This window comes from Sinorhizobium garamanticum, assembly GCF_029892065.1.
GTDB classification, from domain to species: domain Bacteria; phylum Pseudomonadota; class Alphaproteobacteria; order Rhizobiales; family Rhizobiaceae; genus Sinorhizobium; species Sinorhizobium garamanticum.
Genome location: NZ_CP120374.1, coordinates 1,480,022 through 1,501,623 on the forward strand (window position 1 = coordinate 1,480,022; position 21,602 = coordinate 1,501,623).

Consider the following 21,602-nt stretch of genomic DNA (forward strand, 5'->3'; position numbering starts at 1 on the left):
GTCAGCCTCCCCCAGCGACATGGCGCGTCTCGGCTGCGCCGCCGTCGCGAGCGCCGCCCGTTGCCCCGCTTCTCGGAACGTAGGCCTTGTCCGGGGTGGCGGCTTGCAAAGTGAGCTCGTCGAGCGCTTTACGGTCGGATTCGGTTATGTTCAGCGGTTCGAGCGTGAGCGGGTCCCGATAGGCGGAAAGCGAGAGGATGTAGAATGAAAGCGCCCAGCGATCCTCGTCCGGGAAAGCGTTTCGATAGGAGGGCATGGGCGTGCCGCTCATACCCGTCGAGATTGTTCGGTATATGTCCTCCACCGTCGATCCCGACTTGAACTGGCCGCTGGTGAGGTCGGCCGGGATGATCGGGAAGCCGAGGTCGTCCTTGAGACCCGGTGCCTTCTGGCCATCGCCCTTGCCGCGCTGGCCGTGGCATTCCCAGCATTTCGCCTGCTGCCAGATCTCGGCGCCGCGGGTGAGCAATTTGGCCGAAGGCTCCGGCGGCCTGCCGATGATCAGCGGCGGACCGGGCGGCTCCTCGGTGAAGAAGGCATAGGGCGCGGCCGGATCGGAGCGGTCGACGGCGAGCTCGTGCTTGATGTACTGAATGACGGCGAGGCGGTCATTGATCGGCAATTCGTGCCAGGCCGGCATGGCCGTACCGCGCACGCCGCGCGTGATCGTCCGAAGCAGGTCGCCATCGGTCGGCAGCGGTTCCTTCGTCAGCCGGAACTTGAACACCGCAGCGCTGAAATCGCGCGGCCGCTGCTTGTAGAGGAAGGTCGCCGCCGGCCCGTTGCCGTCGCCTTTGACGCCGTGGCAGCCGACGCAGCGCCGTTCGTAGACAGTCTTGCCGTAGCCGATCCACTCCTCCGAACGCGGCAGCGTGACATCGATCGTTTCCAATTGCTGCGGCTCGAACAGATCGCGCCATTTGCCGCGCTGCGTGCCGAGTTTCTGGAGGTAGGCGACGAGGGCGTGAAGCTCCTGCGTTTCGGCCGCGATGTTGACCACGTCGCCACCGAACTGCTCGCCGGGGATGAGGATCACCGGTTTCTTCTCACGCGCCTCCAGCGGCACAAAGAGCAGACCGTCCGCATTCGGCGTCAGGGAGATCGGGGTCTTGCTGTCGAAGTCGAACAGCGCTTCGGTGACCGGAGTCCTTTCCAGGGTGCGCCCTCCCGCGCCGTCGTCGACGATCCGGACGCCGCTGGCCGACCGGTCGAAGAGGTCGCGATAGGGCGCCATGATGGAATCTGGCGACAGCATCCGCGGGTCCCAGAAATGCGCAATGTGCCACTCGTCGCCAAACTTCAGCCCCACCCGCATCAGGTCCGGCCCGATGCGCCGCGTGCCGAAAAGGTGCGGGACGTCATAGGCAAATTCGCCGGCTTCGGTCACCGGACCCCAACGGCGCGTCTCGCCCGTAACGGGGCGAACGAACTGCGAGTGGCAATACCAGCAGCCCTCGCGCAGATAGACGGCGCGGCCTTCCTTTTGCAGCGGCGTGTAGTCGGTCGCCTCCGTCACCATCCACTTGAGTTGCCCAAGACTGGTCCTGACGACCGAGGTCACCCTCGTCGTCCGCGCCGATGGCTCGAAGAAGGGGAGGATCCCTTGCGTGATCACGGCGAGAAAGAAAAACCCGATACCTGCCACCAGAGCTACGAAACGCGCAGTCATTCGGCAGGCTCCCCGGCAGGCTCGGCGCCCGGCCGCAAGGCAGGCCGTTTCTCGGTGGCGGGCTCAAGGAGCGTCGTCAGCATCAGGTTGACGACGAGCAGCGACATGCCGACATCCATGCTGATGCCGGAGAGGGTGCGGACGAACCAGTAGGGCTTCATCGGAACCACCGTGTCCAGCCATTCGGCGCCGGCCATCCATTGGAATCCCTGCTGGAGGCCGCCGGCCGTTAGCACCAGCCCCATGGTGGAGATGCCGACGGTGATCAGCCAGAACGACCAGTTCCCCATGCGAAACGACCACAGCTCGCGGCCCCAGACACGCGGCCACACGTAGATCAGGCCGCCCATCGCCCAGACGACGAAAGTGCCGAAGACGGTGAGGTGCGAGTGCGAGATGACGAAATCGGTAAAATGGGTCGGCTGCTGGATGCTGCGCAGCGCCTCGGTCGAACCCTGGAAGCATCCGATGAGATACATGATCGAGCCCATGATCAGGAACTTGGCGGGCAGGTTTCGGCCGAATTCGTGCCACTTACCCATCATCGTGCCGAAGAAGTTCACGAGCACCGTCCACACGGGAATGATCAGCAGCATCGAGGTGGTGATGGCGATCGTCTCGGCCCAGTCGGCGATCGGGCTGAAGAGGTAATGATGGATGCCGACGAACGGATAGAAGAGCGCGAGCGACCAGAATCCGACCAGCGAGAGCTTGTGAGAAAAGAGCGGATTTCCGGCGCTGATCGGCAGGAAATAGTAGATCAGCACATAGCCGGCGGGCGTGATCCATAGGCCGACGATATAGTGGATGTAAAGGCCGTGGAAGGCTGCGCTGTTGATGCCGTTGATGGTGTAGGGCAGGATGAAGCTGCCGAGGATGAGGTTCATCGTCGTCCAGATGAAGGCGCCGATCAGGTACCAGAGCGCGACGTAGAGCGGTGGCTCCAGCCGCCGCGCGATGGCCATGAGGAACTGCAGCGTAGTGGTCGCCACGACAATGAACAGCGGAATCTCGGCGAAGAGCGGAAGCTCCCCAGCCTCTAGCCCGTGATTCTCGCCGAGGGGAAGCGAGATGAGAGCTGCGGCCAGCGCAAGATTCCAGAGCCAGGCCAGCGGCGCACCCAGCCGCGCCCAGGGGACTTCAACACCGCAAAGCCGGGGAACCAGATAGTAGCATTCGCCGAAGAAGAGTGCGGAGAAGGCGCCGAAGATGACGCCGTTGACATGCACCGGGCGCAACCGGCCGAAGGTCAGCTCGATATTCTCGGTGCCGAGATAGTCCGGAAAGGTGAAGAGGCCCGAGATCGCGACGCCGATCGAGGGCGTTACCATCAGCCAGAACATGCCCCAATAGAGCCAGGTGCGTACGGCCTGCCACTCGACGAGAGCGTCCAGGTCGACGCCCGAGAATTTGCCACGCAGCACGGTGCCCGTTTCCGCCAAGACATGTCCTCCCTGCTTCCGCCGGCCCTTGCTCGGGCCAGGCGTGGCGCTCGCACCTTCAGTTCATGGCGCAAGGCACGCCGCCCTGCGTCAAAATCGTTTCACACCGCGGGTCGATCAGGCGCGCGGGCGGCTTTAGAATTTGCCCGGCTGCAGCACCGAGCCGGTGTTCGACCAGGTGATGTACGCTTCAAGTGCCTTCATCGCCTCCGATTCCGGATCGATCTTCACGCCCTGGTTCGGCTTCTCGATGCACCAGTTGATCATGTCGCGCAGGGTCGCGAACTTGGCCATCTGCGCCTGGAATTTCGGGAAGGATTGTGGATGCGTGTCCGACGCCATCGGATGGCACATCGCGCAGGCCATGCCGGTTTTCGAAAGGTCGTCGGCGACGCCCATCTCCTCGGCCGTCCTCTGGTCACCATGGAAGAGAAGGTCACCCTTCCTCACCTGTTCCATGAATACTGCCTCGTAGGCCTTCAACAGCTCCGGCGTCACCGGATCCTTGTGGGCGCTTGTCGATCCTGGGACGACGGCGGCGATGGCGATCCCCCCAAGTATGGCGAAACGCCGCAATGGCAAGCGGAACTTCGAGCGGGTTGTCATGACCATTCCTCCGCTAAAGACCGCGACGATCTTGGATCGGATCGCTCCAAAATCATGAGCGCGATCGATTCCCATAAGTCAGAGCGGGGCTCGGTCTTCCTGTCTTATTCGTCCCGCCCTGGAATGCGGCGGCACTAGTACGGCCACATATTGTCGGCGATCCTTGGACGGATGATTTCCGAGACATGTTTGTCGTGATCCGCGGCCGATTGCACGAAGACCTCCTTGCGGCCCCACATGATATATTCCGTTTTGACCTCGTCGGTGGCGGCGACATCGATCTTTTCCCAGCCGACCCCGTCAAAGGGATCGCCGGGATCGACACGGATCATTGGCTTGGTCAGTTTCGGCACGCCTTCCGGCGCATAGGGCCATGGCCAGGAGGTCGCCAGCATGCCGATCGACCGCAAGGTGCCGATCTCGTTGTAGAGTACTTGGTGGACATGGCCGTGAATATTGGTGACCTTGGTGTAGGGCTTCAGCACCTCATGCACCTCACGCCAATCGCGCACCCAGAAATTCCACGGCGGGTAATATTCGTAGAGCGGATTGTGGCTGAAGATGATCACAGGCCGGTTCTTGTCCCAATCGGCCAGCGTTTTCTCCACCCAGTCGAGCTGGTCGCGACCGACACCGGCCCATGGTCCGGCGACCGTACCGTCGAGCGTCGCCATATGGCCCATGCGCTCTTCGGGCGTCATGTTCTTTGCCGTCCAGTAGTCCGGACCACGGCTGACGGTGTCGAGGCCGATGAAGCGCACGCCCTTGTGATCGAAGGTCCAGTTGGGCTGGCCAAAGAGCTCGCCCCATTTCTTGCCCATGTCGAGGTACCAGTCGTGCTCGCCCGGGATGTAGTGCTTCGGGATCGTGATCTCCTTCAGGAGGTCGACGCCGAGCTCGAGCTCCTCGATCTTCCCAAGCTGGGCGAGGTCACCGCCGAAGATCAGGAAATCGGCCGGCGGATCCATCGCCTGGACCTCTGAAGCCGCCCGTATGACCTTGTCGACGAAGCGCGTGTTCAGCGACCTCGGATAGAGATGGGTATCGGAGATCCAGGCAAATTTGAACGGCGCTTCCGCAGCATGGGCGATGTCGAGCGTGTTAAGCAGCGGCCACCATGCGAAGGTCTGGCCGACAGTGGCTGCGCCGAAGATGAGCGATCCGTGAATGAATGTGCGGCGGGTGATTTTCAGGGTGTCGTCGGGGCGCACCCCTTCGGGCTGCAATACGGAATGCATTTCGCGACGAATGCGATCAAGTTCGTCAGACATGACGTTTCCTCCTCTCGGCCGAAAGAAGAGCTCGGCCCTGCAGAGGCAGACATGGCGCGGGCCACGTCGTGGTTTTTATTGCTCTTTTTTACGCGGGTACTATTGCTTCTTCAGCTCGATATCGAGCGTCGCGGCCTTTCCGCCCTCAACGCTGACGGACATTTCCATCGGCCCGGTGAAGGGATGCACGGCGACGAGCTTGTATTCGCCAGGGGGAACGTCCGTTATCGAGAATTTTCCGTCGGGGCCGGTTACGGCGTAGTAGGGGTTGTCGACGACGTAGATCCAGCCCTCCATCCAGCCATGCGCGTCGCAGTCGAGGCGAACCGTGCCCGGGCGAGGCAATTCAACGGGGATGCGCTGGCCCTGGTTCGGGAGCGCCAGATTGAAGGCCGTGCGCTTGCCGTAATAGCCGTGTGTATTGTGCAGCATCGGGTCCGAGTTGACGACGTCCAGCCCCCCCGGCGCGATCACCTGCACTTCCGGTACGAAGCGGCATTTCTCATTGTCGAGTTCGGGTGTCTTGCCGGGCTCCGGCCAATCCTTGCCGGATGCCACATCGACGAGATAGACGGCTGCGCTTTCCACGGCCTGGTCGGCGCCGACGCGGATCAGCGGCTCCTCCCGCGGCTGTCCGCAGACCTGGACGTCCTTGGTCGGGATGACCGTTTTCATGGGAACGTTGCCGCGATAGACGACGACGCCTTCAATTGACCCGCCTCCGCTGACGGCACTCACCTCATAGGCAAGGGCCGGGGATGCGATCGTCACGGTTGCGGCAACGAGAAACTCAGAGAAGAAGCGGCGCTTTCTCACAGCAACCCCTCCCTTCAAAGGAAAGTTGAATTCTTGTTCAGAATGATTCTAATATCAAGCCGAAAATGTGAATTCGGTGAGGCTGGCAACAGTGTGGGGACAGGCGGGTCGATCGCCGCAAATCCTATTGAATTTGTTGTAAATCCGGTTTTCGTTCCAGCCCGCCGGCCTTGCGATGCATCCGTTGGCCTCGAAAGCGCGCAACGGCAATGGCGGTTCGCGGGGAAGGAGGCACGGGATGGAGAGGCTGAACGGTCGACATCGAGCTTCGGTCTTCCACTGCGCGGTCTTTCTCGGCTTCATCTCGGCGGCGCTGTTTGTTGCGACCACGCCTGCCAGCGCCGCGTCGCCGGTGACGATCGGCGGACCGTTCAGCCTCGTCGCGCCGGATGGGACGGTGGTCACCGATTCGGACTTCCATGGAAAATGGATGCTCGTCTTCTTCGGTTATACGAATTGCCCCGACACCTGTCCGACGACGTTGAGCCAAATGGCGATAGCCCTCGACAGGCTCGGTGCTGAGGGGAAGCGGGTCCAGCCGGTGTTCATCACCGTCGATCCTGAACGCGATACGCCGAGTGCAATGGGGGAATATACCCGCGCCATCGATCCGCGGATTATGGGCTTGAGCGGCAGCGAGCGGCAGATCGCTGCCGTCTCACGCGAGTATGGCGCCTATGGCGAGCCGCGGGCGTCGGGGCATGGCGATCACCTCTTCGATCACAGCACGTATATCTACGTCATGAACCCGCGCGGTGAGTTCGCGCGTGGCCTGGAGGCGGATGCTTCGGGCGATCAAATCGCGGACACGCTCCGGCGTCTGATGGCGCAGGCCGAGTAGGGGAACAGGCGCCGCGACCTGCGCGGCGGAGGCAGCAAGTCGAGGTGTTGCAGCACCTTTCGGGCGTCTGATCAGATGCGCGGCGCTGCAGGGAGGAGGAAGCCATGACCGTCAAGGACATCAAATTCGCCTTCGGAGCGCGCGACAGCATGATGCGTGGCATCGAGACGCTCGCACACGCCGTGGGCGTCACCCTTGGGCCGCGCGGGCGGAACGTTGCCATCAGCCGTGCCCACGGCACCAAGATCACCAAGGACGGCGTGACGGTCGCGCGGGAAGTCGACCTGGGCGACAGGTTCGAGGAGATGGGGATTAAATTGCTCCGCCAGGTCGCGATCAAGACCTCCTATCTCGCAGGCGACGGCACGACGACGGCGGTGGTGCTTGCCGATGCGATCCTTAGGGGCGGGGTTCGCGCGGTTGCCGCTGGCATGAACCCGATGGACATCAAGCGCGGCATAGATCGCGCGGTCGAGGCGGTTGTGACCGAGCTCAGGCAGAATGCGCGGCCGGTCGCATCAAATGCCGAGATCGAGCAGGTTGCCACGATCTCTGCAAATGGCGACCGGGAGATCGGCCGGATCATCGCCGACGCGATGGCCAAAGTGGGCAACCAAGGCGTCATCATGATCGAGGAAGGCCGGTCGCTCGAGACCGAGAGCGAAGTCATTACCGGCATCCAGTTCGACCGCAGCTACATCTCTCCGCATTTCGTCACCAACAGGCAGAAGATGCTGGTGGAGATGGAGGACGCGTTTGTTCTTCTTTGCGACCGGAAGCTTTCGAGCCTGAACGAAATTCTGCCGCTTCTGGAAAAGGTGATGCAGGCCGACAGGCCGCTTCTCATCATTGCCGAGAACGTCGAGGCAGAGGTCAGGGCGGCGCTGATCGTGAACCGGCTTCGCGCCGGTCTGAAGGTGGTTGCCGTCAAGGCGCCGGCCTATGGCGAACTCCGCAAGGCAGTCCTGCAGGACATCGCGCTATTGACCGGCGGAACGGTGATCTCGGACGATCTCGGCCTCAAGCTCGAGACCCTGCCGCTGGAGAGCCTCGGTCGCGCGCGGAAGATCAGGATCGACAAGGAAAATACGACGATCGCGGAAGGGGGCGGTTCGAGCGCGGAGATCGCGGCCAGGGTCGCCTCCCTCAAGGCTCAGATCGAACGCTCCACTGACGATTTCGACCGCGACAAGCTCGAGGAGCGGCTGGCACGGCTCTCCTCCGGGATCGCCGTGATCAAGGTCGGCGGCGCGACCGAGTCGGAGGTCCGGGAGAAGAAGGACCGTATCCGCAACGCCATGCATGCGACCCGCGCCGCCTTTGAAGAGGGCATCCTGCCGGGCGGCGGCGTCGCCCTCCTGCGGGCGAGCAAGGCGATTCGGACGCTCAAGGTCGAGAATCCCGACCAGCAGGCGGGTATCGGTATCGTGAGGGAGGCGATAGCCTGGCCGGCGAAATACATCGCCGCCAATGCCGGCGAGGACGGCTCGCTCGTTGCTGAGAGAATTCTGCAAACCGATGACTACGCTGCGGGTTACGATGCCCAGACCGGAACGTTCTGCGATCTCATCGCCGCGGGCATCGTCGATCCCGCCAAGATCGTGCGCACGGCGCTCCAGGGCGCGGCGTCCGTCGCCGGACTGATGGTCATGACGGAGGCCATGGTGGCCGAGGTGCCGGGTCCCCCGCCGCCGGAACTCCCGGGCCATCACGATCACGAGGACAACCTCGACATCGAGTTTTAGAGCCTGGATCACATCCAGCGCTGATCCTCTCGCTCGCTCCTTTCCTCGCGCTCGCCCGTTGAAAGAGGGGATAAAGCGCAACTTCTGATGGGTTTGTCTTCACCTGAAAGTGGCTCCGCGCGCTTAGTTATCTAACGTTAATATCGCTGATGTTGCTGATGGCCCCTTACGTCGCCGCTGCGCGCCCAAGATTTTCAGATCCGCCGTTCGAATGCATTCAAGGCGGAAGGGATTTGACAGTCGGCTCTTGCGCAAAGCGGACTTCCAGCTGCAATTCTCACTTGAAACTGCAGGTGTCAGTCGCGCTAGCACGCTAAAAGCCGCCAGGAGTGTGACAGATCCTGTCTGCGTCAGTAATCTGGCGCGGGTGAGCGGGCAATCCTGCCGCTACAACCCTGTAGAGAGGAACCATGAAGCGAACCTGTTTTGCGGCCAACCTGGTGGTGGCGTGGAGTTTAACATCTAGTCTGGCCTTCGCAGCGGATGGCACTCTATCGGAGATCAAGAAGGCTGGCGTGATCAAGATCGGCACGACGGGCGATTACAAGCCCTTCAGCTACAAGGCCGCCGATGGCACCCTCACGGGCGCCGACATCGCCATGGCCAAGGATCTTGCTGCCGATCTCGACGTCAGGCCGGAGTTCGTAACCACTACCTGGAAAACGATGCTGGACGATTTCAAGGCCGGCAAATTCGACATCGCCCTCGGCGGCATTACCGTGAACGCCGCTCGTGACGAGGTGGGCGATTTCTCGGTGCCCAATGTGACCGACGGCAAGCGACCGATTGCCCGCTGCGAGGACAAGGACAAATACACTACGCTTGAGGCGATCGACCGGCCCTCCGTGCGGGTAATCGTCAATCCGGGCGGGACCAACGACAAATTCGCCCACGAGCACTTCGACGAGGCGTCGATCGAGGTGTTTCCCGACAACAAGACAATTTTTGACCAAATTGCATCTGACAAGGCCGACGTGATGGTCACCGACGGCGTGGAGGTGGACCTGCAATCCAAGCTGCATGCCGGCGTCTTATGCCCGGTCGCGGTCAAAGAGCCATTTACGCATTTCCAGAATGCCTATCTGCTGCGCGAGGATCCCGCCTTGAAGGCGGCGGTGGACGCTTTCATGCGCAAGCAACTGGAAAGCGGCAGCTGGAAAGAGAAGCTCGACGCCGCGATGCAGTAAGGAGTCTCCATGCTGTAGCGGCGGACGAAAACTGCGCTCTCGCTTGGGCTCTCTCGGCGAGAGAGCAACTTAGTCGCGATCTGGTATTCTGGGTACAAAGAGGCGATCCAGGAGAGCGGAGAACAACCAGGGGGATGTTCTCGATCTGTGCTTGGAGAATCGCATAATGTATCGATTGGAATTGCTCTCCGCCGGGCAGGCCCGGCGACCCGCAGCTAAAAGCGCGTCGCGTTCAAACGCATTCACGCGACGCGTCTTAGATCGAGGAGGCCACGGCGCTCCACTGCTGGCGGAAGCATCCGAACCTTCACGGCTGGATGGAACGGCTATACCGCGAGAAGGGCGGCAATGACGCGAATTTCAATTGCGTCAATCTTCAGCTGACTGCCGAGGATCTTGATCGCCTGGAAACAGCGATCCATGATCGCGGCCTTCCGCCGACCGAAGGCTTCTTTTCGACGCATCCGAGAACACCCAAGTCGACGATGATCTTGCCTTTGTCGCCAAGGCCCGCGAAGCGCTCGCGGCCGGCCTCGCTGTCTGACGCCGTCGCGGAGCGTCCTCGCGTCGCAGGCCCCGCAATGGTAAGATTGCTGACGATATGACGACCGGTCATCGGGAGTCTGGGCGCTCCGTGGCGCTGGCAGAAATCAACTGCCTTGTCACCCTGTCCGTGAGGCCGGTCCGTTCGCCCGCTATACATCATCCGACATACGAGATCTGCGGGCGTCGAGAGCGGAACAGGCGATGGCACCGCCGATCACGACCACCGTCATCAGCAGTGCCCATTGGGGCTCAAGGTAAGGCACCCAGCCGAGCTCTTTGGACAAAGCAAAATTCCAGATAACCTTTGCCCCGATCAAAACGAGCACGATCGAGAGGCCATACGTCAGGTACTTGAATTGTGCCGCGGCCGCGGCGAGCATGAAATACATGGAGCGCAGGCCGAGGATGGCGAACACGTTGGACGTGTAGACGATGAAGGGATCACGCGTGACAGCGAAGATAGCCGGCACGGAATCCACCGCGAACACTACATCGGCGGTCTCCACCATGACCAGCGCCAGAAAGAGTGGAGTAGCGTAAAGCACCGTTAGTCCGGTAGCGGGATCTGAGAGGCGAATGAAGAAATTGCGACCGCGAATTTCGTTTGTCACCCGCATGTGGCGGCGGACGAAGGCGAGGATTTTGTTGTCCTCAAGCCTGAACTGCACACCGTGACCGGTCATCATCTTCCAGCCGGTGTAGATCAGGAAAATCGCGAAAAAGTAGAGCACCCACGTCCACGAGTTCACAACCGCGGCGCCGAGTGAGATGAAAATTCCGCGAAATACGATCGCGCCGATGATGCCCCAGAATAGCACCCGGTGTTGATATGCACGAGGGACGCAGAAGTAGTTGAAGATCAACGATATCACGAAGATATTGTCAAATGCGAGCGCCGTTTCGAGAAGATATCCGGTGACGTATTGGACGACGGCTTGGCGATTGAGATCAGTCGGAGTCGTGTAATACTGCGGATCGGGCTCATAGAAGAGGCCGAGGTATGCTCCGAACAGCACTGCAATTGCAGCAAAGCTCGCCCACATTAACGCACTTTTGCTAGGCGAGATGACTTCGTCTTTCCGGTTGATAATGCCGAGGTCGACCCATAGTAAGAGGCCGATAAGGCACAGGAAGCCGAGCCAGAGCCAAGGCGTCTGTCCTGCATACTCAACAAAGAAATCCACGGGCGGCTCCTTTCGTCGCAGAGACTCGAGGCCTGCGACTTAGGCGCTCGCGCTTCTGCGTCGGGATGGGCGGCAGCCGTATTCCGCGCCGATCGCGTTGGCGCGCAGTGGCGCGTCTTGGACTTCACCTTATCCATTTATGAAAGGACTGCGGGACATGATCGCAACGGACACAATGGGCGGAAATGTGCGCTCACGCCCACAATCCTCCAGTCCGACATCGCGATCTTTCCGTGACCGCCAGAGGGGCCCGGTCTGGCACAGCTAAAATAGGACCGCCGTCGAGGTAGTCAATACCTACGCGGCGTGCGGCCCGGCATCGTCACATGCGGGGGACGGTAGTTCCAATTTCCACCGGCGGAGCAGAAGTTCCTGCTGCGATTGCATCGGCTATGAGTCTTCCTCTCCCTCAGCACGCTTGCGCCATGCGGAGGCGAGCTTATCGAATCATCATCACTGGCACGACTGGCGCGTCAATCATCGCCTTGGTAACGCCGCCGAATACTCTTTCGCGAACACGCGAATGCCCATAGGCACCCATCACCATGAGCTCGGCCCCGGTTTCGAGCGCGTGCTGATTGAGAACCTCCGCGATCGTACGTCCGCCACCAGGAAGCCGATCGATTGTCACCGTGACGCCGTGGCGAGCCAGGTAGGAAGCAACACAATCACCCGTTTCTTCGCCGATTGTTGCCGAGGCCGCCTTCGGTTCGACCATAACAACGTTTACGCCCTCGGCGTTTCTCATCATATCCAGCGCTTCGCGGGCCGCTCGTGCGGATTCGACGCTAGAGTTCCACGCGAGGAGAATTCTCCTCGGCTGCAAGGTGACGGATTGGAGATTGGATGCAAGCAGGATCGGGCGCGCTGAATGAAACAAAGCGCCTTCTATCACGCCCCGCCGCAGGCGCTCATCTGATTTCAGGCTCGGGCCGATCAGGGTGATGTCGGCATACCATGCCCGCTCGCCGACTTCGTGTTCCAGCCACATCGACTCAGCGTATCGCCCAACGACATCGAAGGATATTCCGAGGCCGCTAAGCATTTCCCGAGCTCGCTTCACCACCTCGGCAAGCTCCTCGATTTCGCTGGTCCTGTCGTATCCCCATGGCCCGAGATTAGCTGCAAAGTCTTTCATCGGAGGCAGCGTGTCGATTTTGATCGGCAGAACTGAGAGGTGCATATTGCCCGTTGCGCAGAGATCCGCGACTGCCCTGAGATCGCTTTGGAACTGGGGGACGCCGACTGCCAGGAGAACGGTTTTGTAGGTCATTGGTCCTATTTCCGAAACCTTTCGTTCTGGAAGACATACTGCGCTCACGTCACCAGAGGCACAAGAATGTCGTGCCGTAAAAGCACTGGCTGCACGATCATCTCTCGATAGATGGGCCTACACGCAGCTCGCAAAGAAGGAGCCCTAAGATGCAGGGCGGAAGAGCGCCATGCGGACAAGCTCAATGTGCGGATCATCTTTCTTGGGGCAGTCGGCAGCGCCATCGCGCATAGGACAGAACATCATGGGAGTCTAAAGCCGACCTCGCCAACGACGCTCGCACGACGTACGGCCAGCCTCGCACAGGCGTTCTGCTAAGCTACGCTCCGTACGTCTTCGGGTTTGCAGCACAAATTCCGTGCTAATCTCCTCTTCCAGAGGCGTGTCCGGAAGGGGAGGTCGTCCCGGCGATGTCTGAGCTCTCGCTTGCGCTTGCCGTTTTTTGGATGGCGATGCTTGTCGCGTCCTCTATGTGGCGGCGGACGCAAGGACGGCCGTTGGTCTCCACTGAGTGAGCCAGCCGCTTCTGTTATGGCGAAAGCATAAATCATTGCGCCGGAGCAGGCGTAGCGGGTGCCTGCGTTGACGGTGGTGGCTCAGAAGCCGATGGTGAAGCTGGCTCGGGCTGGGCGGTCGGCGCAGTAGTCGAGGCGGGCGGCGTTTCAGTAGTTTGTTCCACGCGTCCCGGCATCAGGAGCACGACCGCCACGATTATGAGAACACCGATGCCAATGAGCACGTTTCTGTTCATGAGCAGCTCCTCTGGGTTCCAAGTACCCCAAAGGGATAATGGCGCCGGCGATGCGTTTTTCAACCAGCCGTCCGGCTTCAGAAAATACGCGATCATCTGCGTGAATGGCCTAGTCTTGCCAACGACATCCATTCGCGCCACTCTCGGCCGCGACTAGCCGGTCATCCTCTCGATGTCGGATGAAAGTCGAAACTCACAACCTGAAACGAAAGCCAAGCGATGAGCAGCATGAGGGACCGTCAGGCTCCGGCCCCGCGTGGTGTCGGCTTTACCATCTCGCCGAGGTCCGGTTCGCCGCAGCGCGCCAGTATCGCCTCGCGTGCTGCGTCGCGAAGGCGCAGCACCGATGCAAAATCGGTTCCGGACGGGACGACGGCCGCAGCGATTTCGATCGCGAGCGACGTCCACCGTGGAAACCATTGGTTTCCGCGCAACATGGACCGCGTTCCACGAATGATGCCGGGCAAAATGGGCAGGTCGGAATCAGCCGCGACCCTGAAAGCTCCGAGATAGAAGGCAGAGAGCCCCGGTCTGCGCGTGAACGTACCTTCGGGGAAGAAGACCAGAATGCGCCCCTGCCGGGCAGCCCTGGTCAGAGACTCGGCGTCGATGAGGCTGCCGGCAACGTCATAGCGCTCGACGAACAGCGAGCCCAATTTACGCAAGAACGGTCCGGCGAACATCTGTTCGGCCAATTCCCGCTTGGCAACGAAAGCTGGTTCTCCTGGGAGAACGGCAGCCAGCACTACGGCATCCATGTAGCTCGAATGGTTGAACACCAGCATCGCGTTGCGGCGGGGAATGCGCTCAATGCCGCTCGTCGTGACTGTCACGCCGACGGCGGCGAGCGCCGCGCGGGCGATCATCTTCGCCATGGCCCACCGCCAGTCGAGTCGCGGCAGAAGCATCCCCGCCAGCCATGCCAGCAGGAAGCTGCAGGCTACGACGATCCACCACCATCCGGCATAAAGAATGTCCGCGACAAGCCGGCTAAACCGCCTCATTTGCGGGCCCGCGCCCGCAAGCGACAGTCGCAAGACTTGCCACCAGAGCGAGCGTTGCGGCGCCCCGATCGTCCCGCTCTCGTAAAGTTCCTTGGCTGCGCCGCGGCGAATCTTCCCGCTGGATGTCTTCGGCACGGCTCGCGGCGGCGCGAGGACCATATCATCGGGAGGTGTGCCGGCGATATCCGTTGCGACCTTATGAGCGCGCTTTTGCAAGTCTGCGCGGGCGGATTCGTCGGTCTCCCGCGTTTCCGCCACGACGACCACACGTTCCGTTCCCGTGGAATGATCGGTGGTACCGAATACGACGACGCCTCCCTTGCGCACGCCCGGGATGCACGCGACAGCCTCTTCGATCTCTTGCGGGTAGATGTGACGCCCGGCGCGGATGATGATGTCCTTGACCCGGCCCGTGATGTAGACATCACCCCTCGCCACGTATGCCTTATCTCCACTGTCGAGCCAGCCATCGCGGTACAGCGCGCGTGTCTTGGCGTCGTCCTCGAAATAGCCGGAGGTCGCCGACGGACCGCGAAATTCGAGCCGGCCCTCTTGACGCTCGCCAAGCTCGTAGCCGGCACTGTCGACGATGCGGACTTCATGATCTGGGAGCGGATGTCCGCAGGCGACGATTTCAAGCGGCTTTGGATCGTCTGGCCCGACGGGCGCGGCAACGCCACGCCCGGTCAGCGCCGCGCGGTCCACACGATCGATGATCGGCGAGCGGCCCGGTGGCGGAAAGGTCAGCCCCACCGTGTTCTCAGCGAGCCCGTAGACCGGCGCCATCGCGCCGGGCTTGAAGCCATGATGCTCAAATCTTTCGATGAACCGGCGCAGCGTCTGAACGCTGACCGGCTCCGCGCCGTTTGCGACCATGCGGAGCGGGCTCAGATCAAGCCCTTCGAGATCGGCTTCGTTGATCTTGTTGAGACAGAACTCAAATCCGAAGTTCGGGGAGGCGGACAAGGTGGCGCGGAAATGGTGTATCGCCCAGAGCCAGCTCTCCGGGCGCACGAGAAAGCTCAATGGCGACATCGCGTAGAGTGGCGCGCCAAAATGAAGACATCCCAACCAAGCGCCGATCAGGCCCATGTCGTGATAGAGCGGCAGCCAGCTGACAAAGACGTCGGCCGAGCTCGCCTCCATCACCGCGCCCATGGCCCGAACATTGGCAAGCAGATTGGCGTGGCTCAGCACCACGCCCTTCGGATCTCCGGTGCTGCCCGATGTGTATTGTATCAGCGCGGTCGAGCTGGCGTCCGTGACCGGCGGAAGCCGTGTAGTTGAAGACTCGGCGCTGAGACTTGCGACGCTCTCGACGCGGTCCAGGGTTTCGACTTGTCCACGCAGGAGCGCCGCAGGGCCCATTCCTTCCTGCATGGTGACGAGTATGCGGACGCCGGCATTGCTCATGATGCCGGCCTGACGATGCAGGTGGTCCTCGATTTGCGACAGCCGCATCGGCGGATAGATCGGCACCGGCACGGCTCCGGCGTAGAGGATGCCGAAGAATGCAGAGAAGAAATCGAGACCTGTGGGCAGCATCAAAGCTATGCGGTCGCCCGGCTCGATATTGCGGCGGATCAGACCGGCCGCGACGGCGCGAGCTGATTCCGCCAGTTCCGCATAAGTCATTGCCCCCAATGCAGTTGTCTCGTCCTGCAGGACCGTCAAGTGCAGGCGACCAGGGTGCTGCGCCACGTGCCACTCGAGAACCTCGACGAGCGTCCCGGCCTCGGTGGCAGCCGGAACGCGAGGAAGGACAATGGTCGGCTGCGCCGTGCGGACCGGCTCTGGTCGGGCACTGGCGTGTTCGAGAGCATTGATCAGATCGCCGATCGTGTCCGCCTCGCCGACGATTTGAGTAGGCAGCCGCACCCGGAACGCGCGCTCGATCCGCAGAACAAGCTCCGTCCGACCAAGGCTGTCGATGCCGAGATCCCTCTCGATCCGGCTTGCCGGTGAGATGCCGAGCGCATTTGCACGTTGCGGCTGAAATTCGCGCACGAACTCGCGCACAACGGCGATCAGGTCGCCCTCGCGTGATTTCCTGTCATCGGTCGTCGTGCGAATCATCTTCGCACCCGTTTCCGCACCACAACGCCTTGTTAGGCGCCTATGCCGCCGCTGTGCTGAGAACTAAAGTTCAGTTCGCGCGGGCAGTTGCGGCGGGGGCAATCCTGCCCCTGGCTGGTCGATGGCTCAATCCACCTTGAGACCTTGGCCAGTATGCCCCAGAACGACCGATTTTCCCACTGGTAGGCAGTGAGTAGGCTGGATATGGACCCTGAGAAGCGCGCAGGCCTTGTCCGCTGAGCCGGAGCGGCTCCGGTTCCCGAGGTCGACACCACCGAGGTGATCCGACAGAAAACCGTCCTTTCCTTCGCTCAGTTCTCTGTCAGAACTGAGCGGCATTCACGCGTTCTTGACCTGGTCGACGGCGGTCGCCAGCAGTTCGTCCATAACGCCGCGAATCTGATGATCGGACAGCGCGACGCCAGCCGCGTCGAAATCGGCGCGCACCTTGCGGAACACATCGTTGTCCCCTGCTTCCTCGAAATCCGCGCGCACCACCTCCTTCGCATAGGCGTCGGCGTCCGCGCCGGTTTTTCCGAGCTTTTCAGCGGCCCACAGGCCGAAGAGCTTGTTGCGGCGTGCCATGGCCTTGAACTTCGATTCCTCGTCCATCGCGAATTTCTTTTCGAAGCCTTCTTGCCGGTCTCTCATGCTGCTCATGCTTGGCCCTCGGTTCAAGGTGCGAGTTCCGACCTTCATCCGACATCCGCCAGATGACTGGCTAGAGCATCGAGCTTCAAGTGAAGTCACTGAAAGCGGATAAGATGCTCTGTAAGCTGCAGGCATTTGGCTTTACTTGTACGCCCTCCGATGCCGTTCAACTCCGATGTGTTCGGTTCGGTTGTGAGAAGCTGGCGGGTATGTTTTGGCGAGGAGCCTTGCTCCAGTGGTCCCTCGACGAATTCCAAGGAAAGTTTCATGGAGCCGCAATTGGCTATAGCTGGGCGAAGGGTTGCTATCCACCAGAACGTGTCGAGCAAGAGCAGAAGCGCTTCGTTTCGCAATAGATGATTAATGCGGACATCCTTGATGAGAGCGACAGCGTTTTGGATCGCGGCTTCTATGCCCATTCCACACGTCCGACTCTAACGTTTGGTGCGCCTAGTTCCGGACACCCGTGAAGTCGACCGCCGAATTCGCTGCTCAGCCATGGACGTTCATGCAGGCAGGCGAATTTACTACGAGCTCGCCGGCCAGCGCCGGTCGGGAGCCCAACATCAGCGCGCCGGCAGGTGATCGTTGTCAAACCGGCCACCACCGCGCGTTTTTCGAGAGCTGCAAAACCGAACCGTTCCGCGCTACACTCTGTTTGCATCCGGGAACACCTCCGCTTAGGGGAAGTCTTTGTTGCAGCAGCATTTTCACTAACTCGGAGCCCCTGCACCTCACATCGTAAGCAATGCCGCTGGAGGCACCTGCCCTGATGAGACGATGGTTTTGGATCGCTGCGCTCCTAGTGTTCGCCATGGTGGCTTTCAAACCCGTGCTCTTCCGCGCCGTCGAGGCCCTTCTGGTGATCGAGGATGTCGCCGCGGGCCCTGGGGCGAGCCGCTTAAAGGCGTGGAGGGCGGCTCCCGGTCGTGAAGAGATCAGCTATCGTGTACCAGGCAAAACGAACACCGCGGATGTCTATCGTCCCGGCGGAGGCGAGCATGCACGGGCGACCGTGATCGTCGTGCCCGGAATCGTGCGGCTTGGCAAGGACGACCCCCGTATCGTCGCGTTCGCGGAGACCATGGCGAGATCGCGATTCTTGGTGTTCGTGCCGGACCTGCAAAGCCTCCGTGAACTGTCGATCCGGTCTGAGGATGTTGATGAGCTCAGCGCGCTCACTTGGCACATCGCCTCGAAGGAGACCGCTGGGGCTGAGAAGAGCGTCGGGATCGTCGCCTTTTCCTATGCTGCCGGGCCGGCCATCCTGGCGGCGATGAACCCTCAGACGCGGAGGCTCGTCCGTTTCGTATATGCCATCGGCACCTACTACGACATCATTTCCCTCGGTACCTATTTAACGACAGGCTATTTTCGCGAGGGGCCCGATCGGCGCTGGCAGAGACGAACGCCGAGCTCCTATGCCACCTGGGTCTTTGTCCACAGCAGCGCAGCGTGGCTGAAGGACCCGACGGATCGGCGGATTCTCAAAGCTATGTCAGAGGCAAAGCTCGCGGACCCCGACGCTGATGTCAGAGGCATGGCTGCGCAGCTCGGGCCAGAGGGCCAAGCGGTACATCGGCTGCTCGTCAATAGGGACCCGGAGAAGACGCCGCTGCTCGTCTCCGAATTGCCGGCGTCGGTACTCGCCGAGTTCCATCGCCTTGATCTCCGGTCAAGGAATATGGCCGATCTCAAGGCCACTCTCATCCTCATTCACGGCCAGGATGACACGCTGATCCCCTATTCGGAGAGCGTCAGGTTGGCGGCCACGGCTGACGCGGACAGGACGCATCTCTTCGTCATTCGAAGCTTGGCTCATGTTGAGCTTGGCTCCAGCGGCGTCCTTGATCTGTGGATGCTATCGCGGGCCTGCTATCTGCTGCTGCGCGAGCGCGACGCAATGCCCCCGCCGGTCGCTAATCGGGCGTAGCCGAGTGGCTGGCTAGCGAGCCCACAACCCACAGAACCGCCGCGCGACGGTCGTGCGTGCAGAAGGTTCTGCAAATTCGTCTAGAGGGGGCGCTATGTCACCGGATTCCCGCGAAGGAACGCCACCATGAGGTATGGCGCGCCCTGCGGGGGCGGCTCAAATCAAGGGCCTGCTTACCGCCCCATTTTTGACGTCTAGGTCAGACGAGGCGATGACCGGAATGGGTCGCATCAGGTCGTAGCGCGAACGGCAGGTTTGGAGAAGCGACATGAAAGTCGGCAAATGGCGCGACCACGACCTCCATCGTTGTCGCTGGCCATGTCTGCTTTCAGGCGGTGGCAAAGCTGATCTCTACGGCCGAGATGAAGGCGCAAAATGGACACCATGACTCCGCCCTTGAGGCTCTGCATGGTCGAAGAGAACCGTTCTTCACGAGCCCTGTGCACGGCTTGTAGCGAGGATGTTCACGTTCTGGGCCAAAAAGATCGGATAATGTATCGACTGGAACACGCAGCCGAGCCCGGCAGGAGTGCGGCGGATTTCGGAACCTGCAACGGCGTGATCGCGAGCGGCGGTTCCCCATCATGGCTTTGCGGATCGCTCCACGTTCGACGTTCGGCAGGAAAGGCATTTGCAATCTCGGTCGCCTCGGATGCATCGATGCATCCGCCGACTCGTATACATCGATGTCCCCTGTGAGTTTTTCTGACTTAGTTCGATACGCCCTGACAGTCGCAGCTTTACGGTGGCATTGGCCGCCGGACTCCGTTAGCCTTACGGCAGATGGAGGAAATGCAATGTCCGGCGACGCCGACAAGGCAAAGGCCCAGACGGAAGAGGTACCGGATCTCGCCAGGCACTATCGCCCGGTGGCGATCCGTTCGGTGCTGGCTGCGCATGCGATGATCCCGCGAGTCCGCGAGAAAGCCTTGCCGGAGCCCTTCCCCGACATGTCCTTCTCCCTGCCGGAAGGGTTCCATACCGTCGCCGAGGATTGACCAGGGCGCTCACGACAGCCGTCCCGTCTTGGTTTCGTTGAAGACAATGGCTTTCACACAGCAAGCCCAAGTTGCTCGCGACGACGGACACGCGCCAAGAGCAGATAAATCGACGGGCCTAATTCCCTTGCCCCCCGAAGCGAAATGTCAGACCTCTTTGATCGCTTGATTGGCCATGGCGTCCTCAGGCTTCGCTTCAATTTCGACTAGCGCTTGGAACCGCGGATCGCGATGCAACGGCGCGAGGTCACTGTCGCTCTTCATCCAATCGACGAGTTCAGGAGGCATGTCGGAAACGCAAGATTCCAAGAGGTTGAGAGCCTGATCGGACTCACCCATTCTGGCGGCGGCGCAAGCCAGATTGTAGCGATCCAGGATGTCATCGGGGTCCGTGACGATGAGCGCACGCGAGATCCATTCCTTGGCGCGATCGAACTCTCCGAGGTAAGCCAAAAAATCTGGCTGCGCCGCGACTGGGAAATATCGTTCACGGTGCCAACGTAGCTTTCTGAGGTTTTCGAGAGTCGAAACGGGCGCGCATTTTGACGTTGTCGTGGGTGGCATTGCCCCTCCGGCTCGAAAAGCCGACGCGCCCCACAGCAGCATCTTCAAACCAGGCCGACGGATTTATATGCGTCAAGGAGACGTCTGGAGGTCGCCTTCGGGCCGAGGGGGGCGTAACCAGCCGACATCGAGCTGGTTGGCTCGTCAAAAATTGCCGAGCAAACTCTGGCAGTCAGCACTTGAGAACCAAAGGTCCTTGTAGATTGCAACGGCCGTCTCGTCTGGTGAGCGATCCCGCCTCAGCCAGACCGAGCGTATCGACCAGGCATCGGCCGCGCTTGGGAACTTGCTGCATTCGGCACTATCCGATGCACCGACGCAGGGAATGAACCAAGCTGGCATTTAGTGGCCGTGCTGCGTAACCTGCCGTTGTCCGAGTGATCAGGACTGCAAGACCGGTCCTTTGCCTGCCAAGGAAAGATTATCCGACCGCCCGGGAGCAGTGCTTCGAGCCAGTATGCGGGAAGCGCAACGAAGCCGGCGCTTACATAGACGAGATTGGCGCTCCGCATGGGCAAAGCGGTTGCGTCATCATTGGTGAGCGCAACTCCCTCAAACGGCTCGAGGTTTTCTCGCGCGCGGTCGGCCAGGCGCCGGTCGATCTCAAAGCTTGAACATGCCCCCTCGGCAGCACCAGCATCGCTAGCAGCGCGGTATAGTAACCCGTTCCCGCGCCGACATGGATTACCATCTCACCGGGCTTTGGGGCAGCCGCGCCAATCAAGGCCGCGTGGAGGAACGGTTTGCCGTTGTTGATGCCTTTCGTGACATCCAGTGCGACAAGGACATTCTGATAGACGAAGCAGGGATCGGCGCTGGGCGTCTCTACGTAACGTCGATTGACTTTGATCTGCCACGGCCCGGGACCCAAGAACGCCTCGCGCGGGACAAGCTCAAAAATCCGCTCAAGCCGTTCATCTGCCGAGTTACTGGCAACCGCCATCATCCTCGCGTGAAATGCGCGTATCTCATCCAAGCTGGCACGGCCATTTGTGGTCATTACCTCCCTCCGTCCATCCGCAAGATATTTTCGGCCGCTTGCCCA

Annotated in this window: 19 protein-coding genes; 5 read left to right on the top strand and 14 right to left on the bottom strand. The window is 60.9% G+C overall.

Annotated features, from left to right (window positions below):
• Nucleotide 1: 1 nt before the first annotated feature.
• The 5 genes from PZN02_RS26720 to PZN02_RS26740 form a co-directional block, all read right to left on the bottom strand.
• The gene (locus PZN02_RS26720; protein WP_280661972.1) at nt 2-1,669 is read right to left on the bottom strand and encodes a cbb3-type cytochrome c oxidase subunit II; all 1,668 of its coding nucleotides are present in this window, start codon (nt 1,667-1,669) and stop codon (nt 2-4) included.
• A complete protein-coding gene (locus PZN02_RS26725) occupies nt 1,666-3,111 on the bottom strand; it encodes a cbb3-type cytochrome c oxidase subunit I (RefSeq protein ID WP_280661973.1) in 1,446 nt (481 codons plus the stop codon). The genes PZN02_RS26720 and PZN02_RS26725 overlap by 4 nt, the downstream gene beginning before the upstream one ends.
• Before the next feature lie 135 nt (nt 3,112-3,246).
• The gene (locus PZN02_RS26730; RefSeq protein WP_280661974.1) at nt 3,247-3,717 is read right to left on the bottom strand and encodes a c-type cytochrome; all 471 of its coding nucleotides are present in this window, start codon (nt 3,715-3,717) and stop codon (nt 3,247-3,249) included.
• A gap of 134 nt (nt 3,718-3,851) precedes the next feature.
• The gene (locus tag PZN02_RS26735) at nt 3,852-4,988 is read right to left on the bottom strand and encodes a metallophosphoesterase family protein (RefSeq protein ID WP_280661975.1); all 1,137 of its coding nucleotides are present in this window, start codon (nt 4,986-4,988) and stop codon (nt 3,852-3,854) included.
• A gap of 99 nt (nt 4,989-5,087) precedes the next feature.
• Nucleotides 5,088-5,804 (bottom strand): carboxypeptidase regulatory-like domain-containing protein, encoded by a 717-nt coding sequence (locus PZN02_RS26740; RefSeq protein WP_280661976.1) that lies wholly within the window; start codon nt 5,802-5,804, stop codon nt 5,088-5,090.
• 238 nt (nt 5,805-6,042) lie between these two features.
• Here PZN02_RS26740 and PZN02_RS26745 point away from each other — a divergent pair, with 238 nt between their 5' ends.
• The 3 genes from PZN02_RS26745 (at nt 6,043) to PZN02_RS26755 (ending at nt 9,577) form a co-directional block, all read left to right on the top strand.
• Nucleotides 6,043-6,645 carry an SCO family protein gene (locus PZN02_RS26745; protein WP_280661977.1) on the top strand — a complete coding sequence of 201 codons (603 nt, stop codon included), beginning with the start codon at nt 6,043-6,045 and terminating at the stop codon, nt 6,643-6,645.
• 104 nt (nt 6,646-6,749) lie between these two features.
• Nucleotides 6,750-8,390, top strand: coding sequence for a chaperonin GroEL (gene groL, locus PZN02_RS26750; protein WP_280661978.1), 1,641 nt, complete (start codon nt 6,750-6,752; stop codon nt 8,388-8,390).
• A 410-nt stretch (nt 8,391-8,800) separates the two neighbouring features.
• Nucleotides 8,801-9,577, top strand: coding sequence for a transporter substrate-binding domain-containing protein (locus PZN02_RS26755; protein ID WP_280661979.1), 777 nt, complete (start codon nt 8,801-8,803; stop codon nt 9,575-9,577).
• A gap of 326 nt (nt 9,578-9,903) precedes the next feature.
• Here PZN02_RS26755 and PZN02_RS26760 read toward each other — a convergent pair whose 3' ends face one another.
• The 7 genes from PZN02_RS26760 to PZN02_RS26790 form a co-directional block, all read right to left on the bottom strand.
• Nucleotides 9,904-10,041: a hypothetical protein gene (locus PZN02_RS26760; protein ID WP_280661980.1), complete on the bottom strand. Its 138-nt coding sequence runs from the start codon at nt 10,039-10,041 to the stop codon at nt 9,904-9,906.
• Between the two features lie 231 nt (nt 10,042-10,272).
• Entirely contained in the window at nt 10,273-11,307 is a 1,035-nt protein-coding gene (locus PZN02_RS26765) for a TerC family protein (RefSeq protein WP_280661981.1), read from the bottom strand.
• Between the two features lie 439 nt (nt 11,308-11,746).
• Complete coding sequence (locus tag PZN02_RS26770; protein ID WP_280661982.1) at nt 11,747-12,580, bottom strand: universal stress protein; 834 nt, start codon at nt 12,578-12,580, stop codon at nt 11,747-11,749.
• A 547-nt stretch (nt 12,581-13,127) separates the two neighbouring features.
• A complete protein-coding gene (locus PZN02_RS26775) occupies nt 13,128-13,463 on the bottom strand; it encodes a hypothetical protein (protein WP_280661983.1) in 336 nt (111 codons plus the stop codon).
• Nucleotides 13,464-13,570: 107 nt separating this feature from the next.
• Complete coding sequence (locus PZN02_RS26780; protein ID WP_280661984.1) at nt 13,571-16,411, bottom strand: AMP-binding protein; 2,841 nt, start codon at nt 16,409-16,411, stop codon at nt 13,571-13,573.
• A 339-nt stretch (nt 16,412-16,750) separates the two neighbouring features.
• Complete coding sequence (locus tag PZN02_RS26785) at nt 16,751-17,071, bottom strand: DUF1476 domain-containing protein (protein WP_280661985.1); 321 nt, start codon at nt 17,069-17,071, stop codon at nt 16,751-16,753.
• An 86-nt stretch (nt 17,072-17,157) separates the two neighbouring features.
• Entirely contained in the window at nt 17,158-17,481 is a 324-nt protein-coding gene (locus PZN02_RS26790) for a hypothetical protein (protein ID WP_280661986.1), read from the bottom strand.
• 353 nt (nt 17,482-17,834) lie between these two features.
• On the opposite strand from PZN02_RS26790, the gene PZN02_RS26795 reads away from it, so the two are divergent.
• Together PZN02_RS26795 and PZN02_RS26800 are read left to right on the top strand one after the other, a co-directional pair.
• Nucleotides 17,835-18,995 (top strand): hypothetical protein, encoded by a 1,161-nt coding sequence (locus PZN02_RS26795; RefSeq protein ID WP_280661987.1) that lies wholly within the window; start codon nt 17,835-17,837, stop codon nt 18,993-18,995.
• 797 nt (nt 18,996-19,792) lie between these two features.
• A complete protein-coding gene (locus PZN02_RS26800) occupies nt 19,793-19,993 on the top strand; it encodes a hypothetical protein (RefSeq protein WP_280661988.1) in 201 nt (66 codons plus the stop codon).
• A gap of 147 nt (nt 19,994-20,140) precedes the next feature.
• Here the strand turns inward: PZN02_RS26800 and PZN02_RS26805 are convergent, their stop codons facing one another.
• Together PZN02_RS26805 and PZN02_RS32180 are read right to left on the bottom strand one after the other, a co-directional pair.
• A complete protein-coding gene (locus PZN02_RS26805) occupies nt 20,141-20,557 on the bottom strand; it encodes a TPR end-of-group domain-containing protein (protein WP_280661989.1) in 417 nt (138 codons plus the stop codon).
• A 484-nt stretch (nt 20,558-21,041) separates the two neighbouring features.
• Entirely contained in the window at nt 21,042-21,557 is a 516-nt protein-coding gene (locus PZN02_RS32180) for a hypothetical protein (protein ID WP_342394722.1), read from the bottom strand.
• Between the last annotated feature and the right edge of the window lie 45 nt (nt 21,558-21,602).

Excerpts from the sequence above, each read along its gene's own strand:
- PZN02_RS26775 (WP_280661983.1), bottom strand. The coding sequence starts at position 13,463 with ATGGATGTCGTTGGCAAGACTAGGCCATTCACGCAGATGATCGCGTAT.
- PZN02_RS26745 (WP_280661977.1), top strand. The coding sequence starts at position 6,043 with ATGGAGAGGCTGAACGGTCGACATCGAGCTTCGGTCTTCCACTGCGCG.
- PZN02_RS26780 (WP_280661984.1), bottom strand. The coding sequence starts at position 16,411 with ATGATTCGCACGACGACCGATGACAGGAAATCACGCGAGGGCGACCTG.
- PZN02_RS26730 (WP_280661974.1), bottom strand. The coding sequence starts at position 3,717 with ATGACAACCCGCTCGAAGTTCCGCTTGCCATTGCGGCGTTTCGCCATA.
- PZN02_RS26805 (WP_280661989.1), bottom strand. The coding sequence starts at position 20,557 with ATGCCACCCACGACAACGTCAAAATGCGCGCCCGTTTCGACTCTCGAA.
- PZN02_RS32180 (WP_342394722.1), bottom strand. The coding sequence starts at position 21,557 with ATGACCACAAATGGCCGTGCCAGCTTGGATGAGATACGCGCATTTCAC.
- PZN02_RS26735 (WP_280661975.1), bottom strand. The coding sequence starts at position 4,988 with ATGTCTGACGAACTTGATCGCATTCGTCGCGAAATGCATTCCGTATTG.
- PZN02_RS26755 (WP_280661979.1), top strand. The coding sequence starts at position 8,801 with ATGAAGCGAACCTGTTTTGCGGCCAACCTGGTGGTGGCGTGGAGTTTA.
- PZN02_RS26800 (WP_280661988.1), top strand. The coding sequence starts at position 19,793 with ATGTCCGGCGACGCCGACAAGGCAAAGGCCCAGACGGAAGAGGTACCG.
- PZN02_RS26770 (WP_280661982.1), bottom strand. The coding sequence starts at position 12,580 with ATGACCTACAAAACCGTTCTCCTGGCAGTCGGCGTCCCCCAGTTCCAA.
- PZN02_RS26795 (WP_280661987.1), top strand. The coding sequence starts at position 17,835 with ATGAGACGATGGTTTTGGATCGCTGCGCTCCTAGTGTTCGCCATGGTG.
- PZN02_RS26760 (WP_280661980.1), bottom strand. The coding sequence starts at position 10,041 with ATGCGTCGAAAAGAAGCCTTCGGTCGGCGGAAGGCCGCGATCATGGAT.
- PZN02_RS26790 (WP_280661986.1), bottom strand. The coding sequence starts at position 17,481 with ATGGGCATAGAAGCCGCGATCCAAAACGCTGTCGCTCTCATCAAGGAT.
- groL (WP_280661978.1), top strand. The coding sequence starts at position 6,750 with ATGACCGTCAAGGACATCAAATTCGCCTTCGGAGCGCGCGACAGCATG.
- PZN02_RS26785 (WP_280661985.1), bottom strand. The coding sequence starts at position 17,071 with ATGAGCAGCATGAGAGACCGGCAAGAAGGCTTCGAAAAGAAATTCGCG.
- PZN02_RS26720 (WP_280661972.1), bottom strand. The coding sequence starts at position 1,669 with ATGACTGCGCGTTTCGTAGCTCTGGTGGCAGGTATCGGGTTTTTCTTT.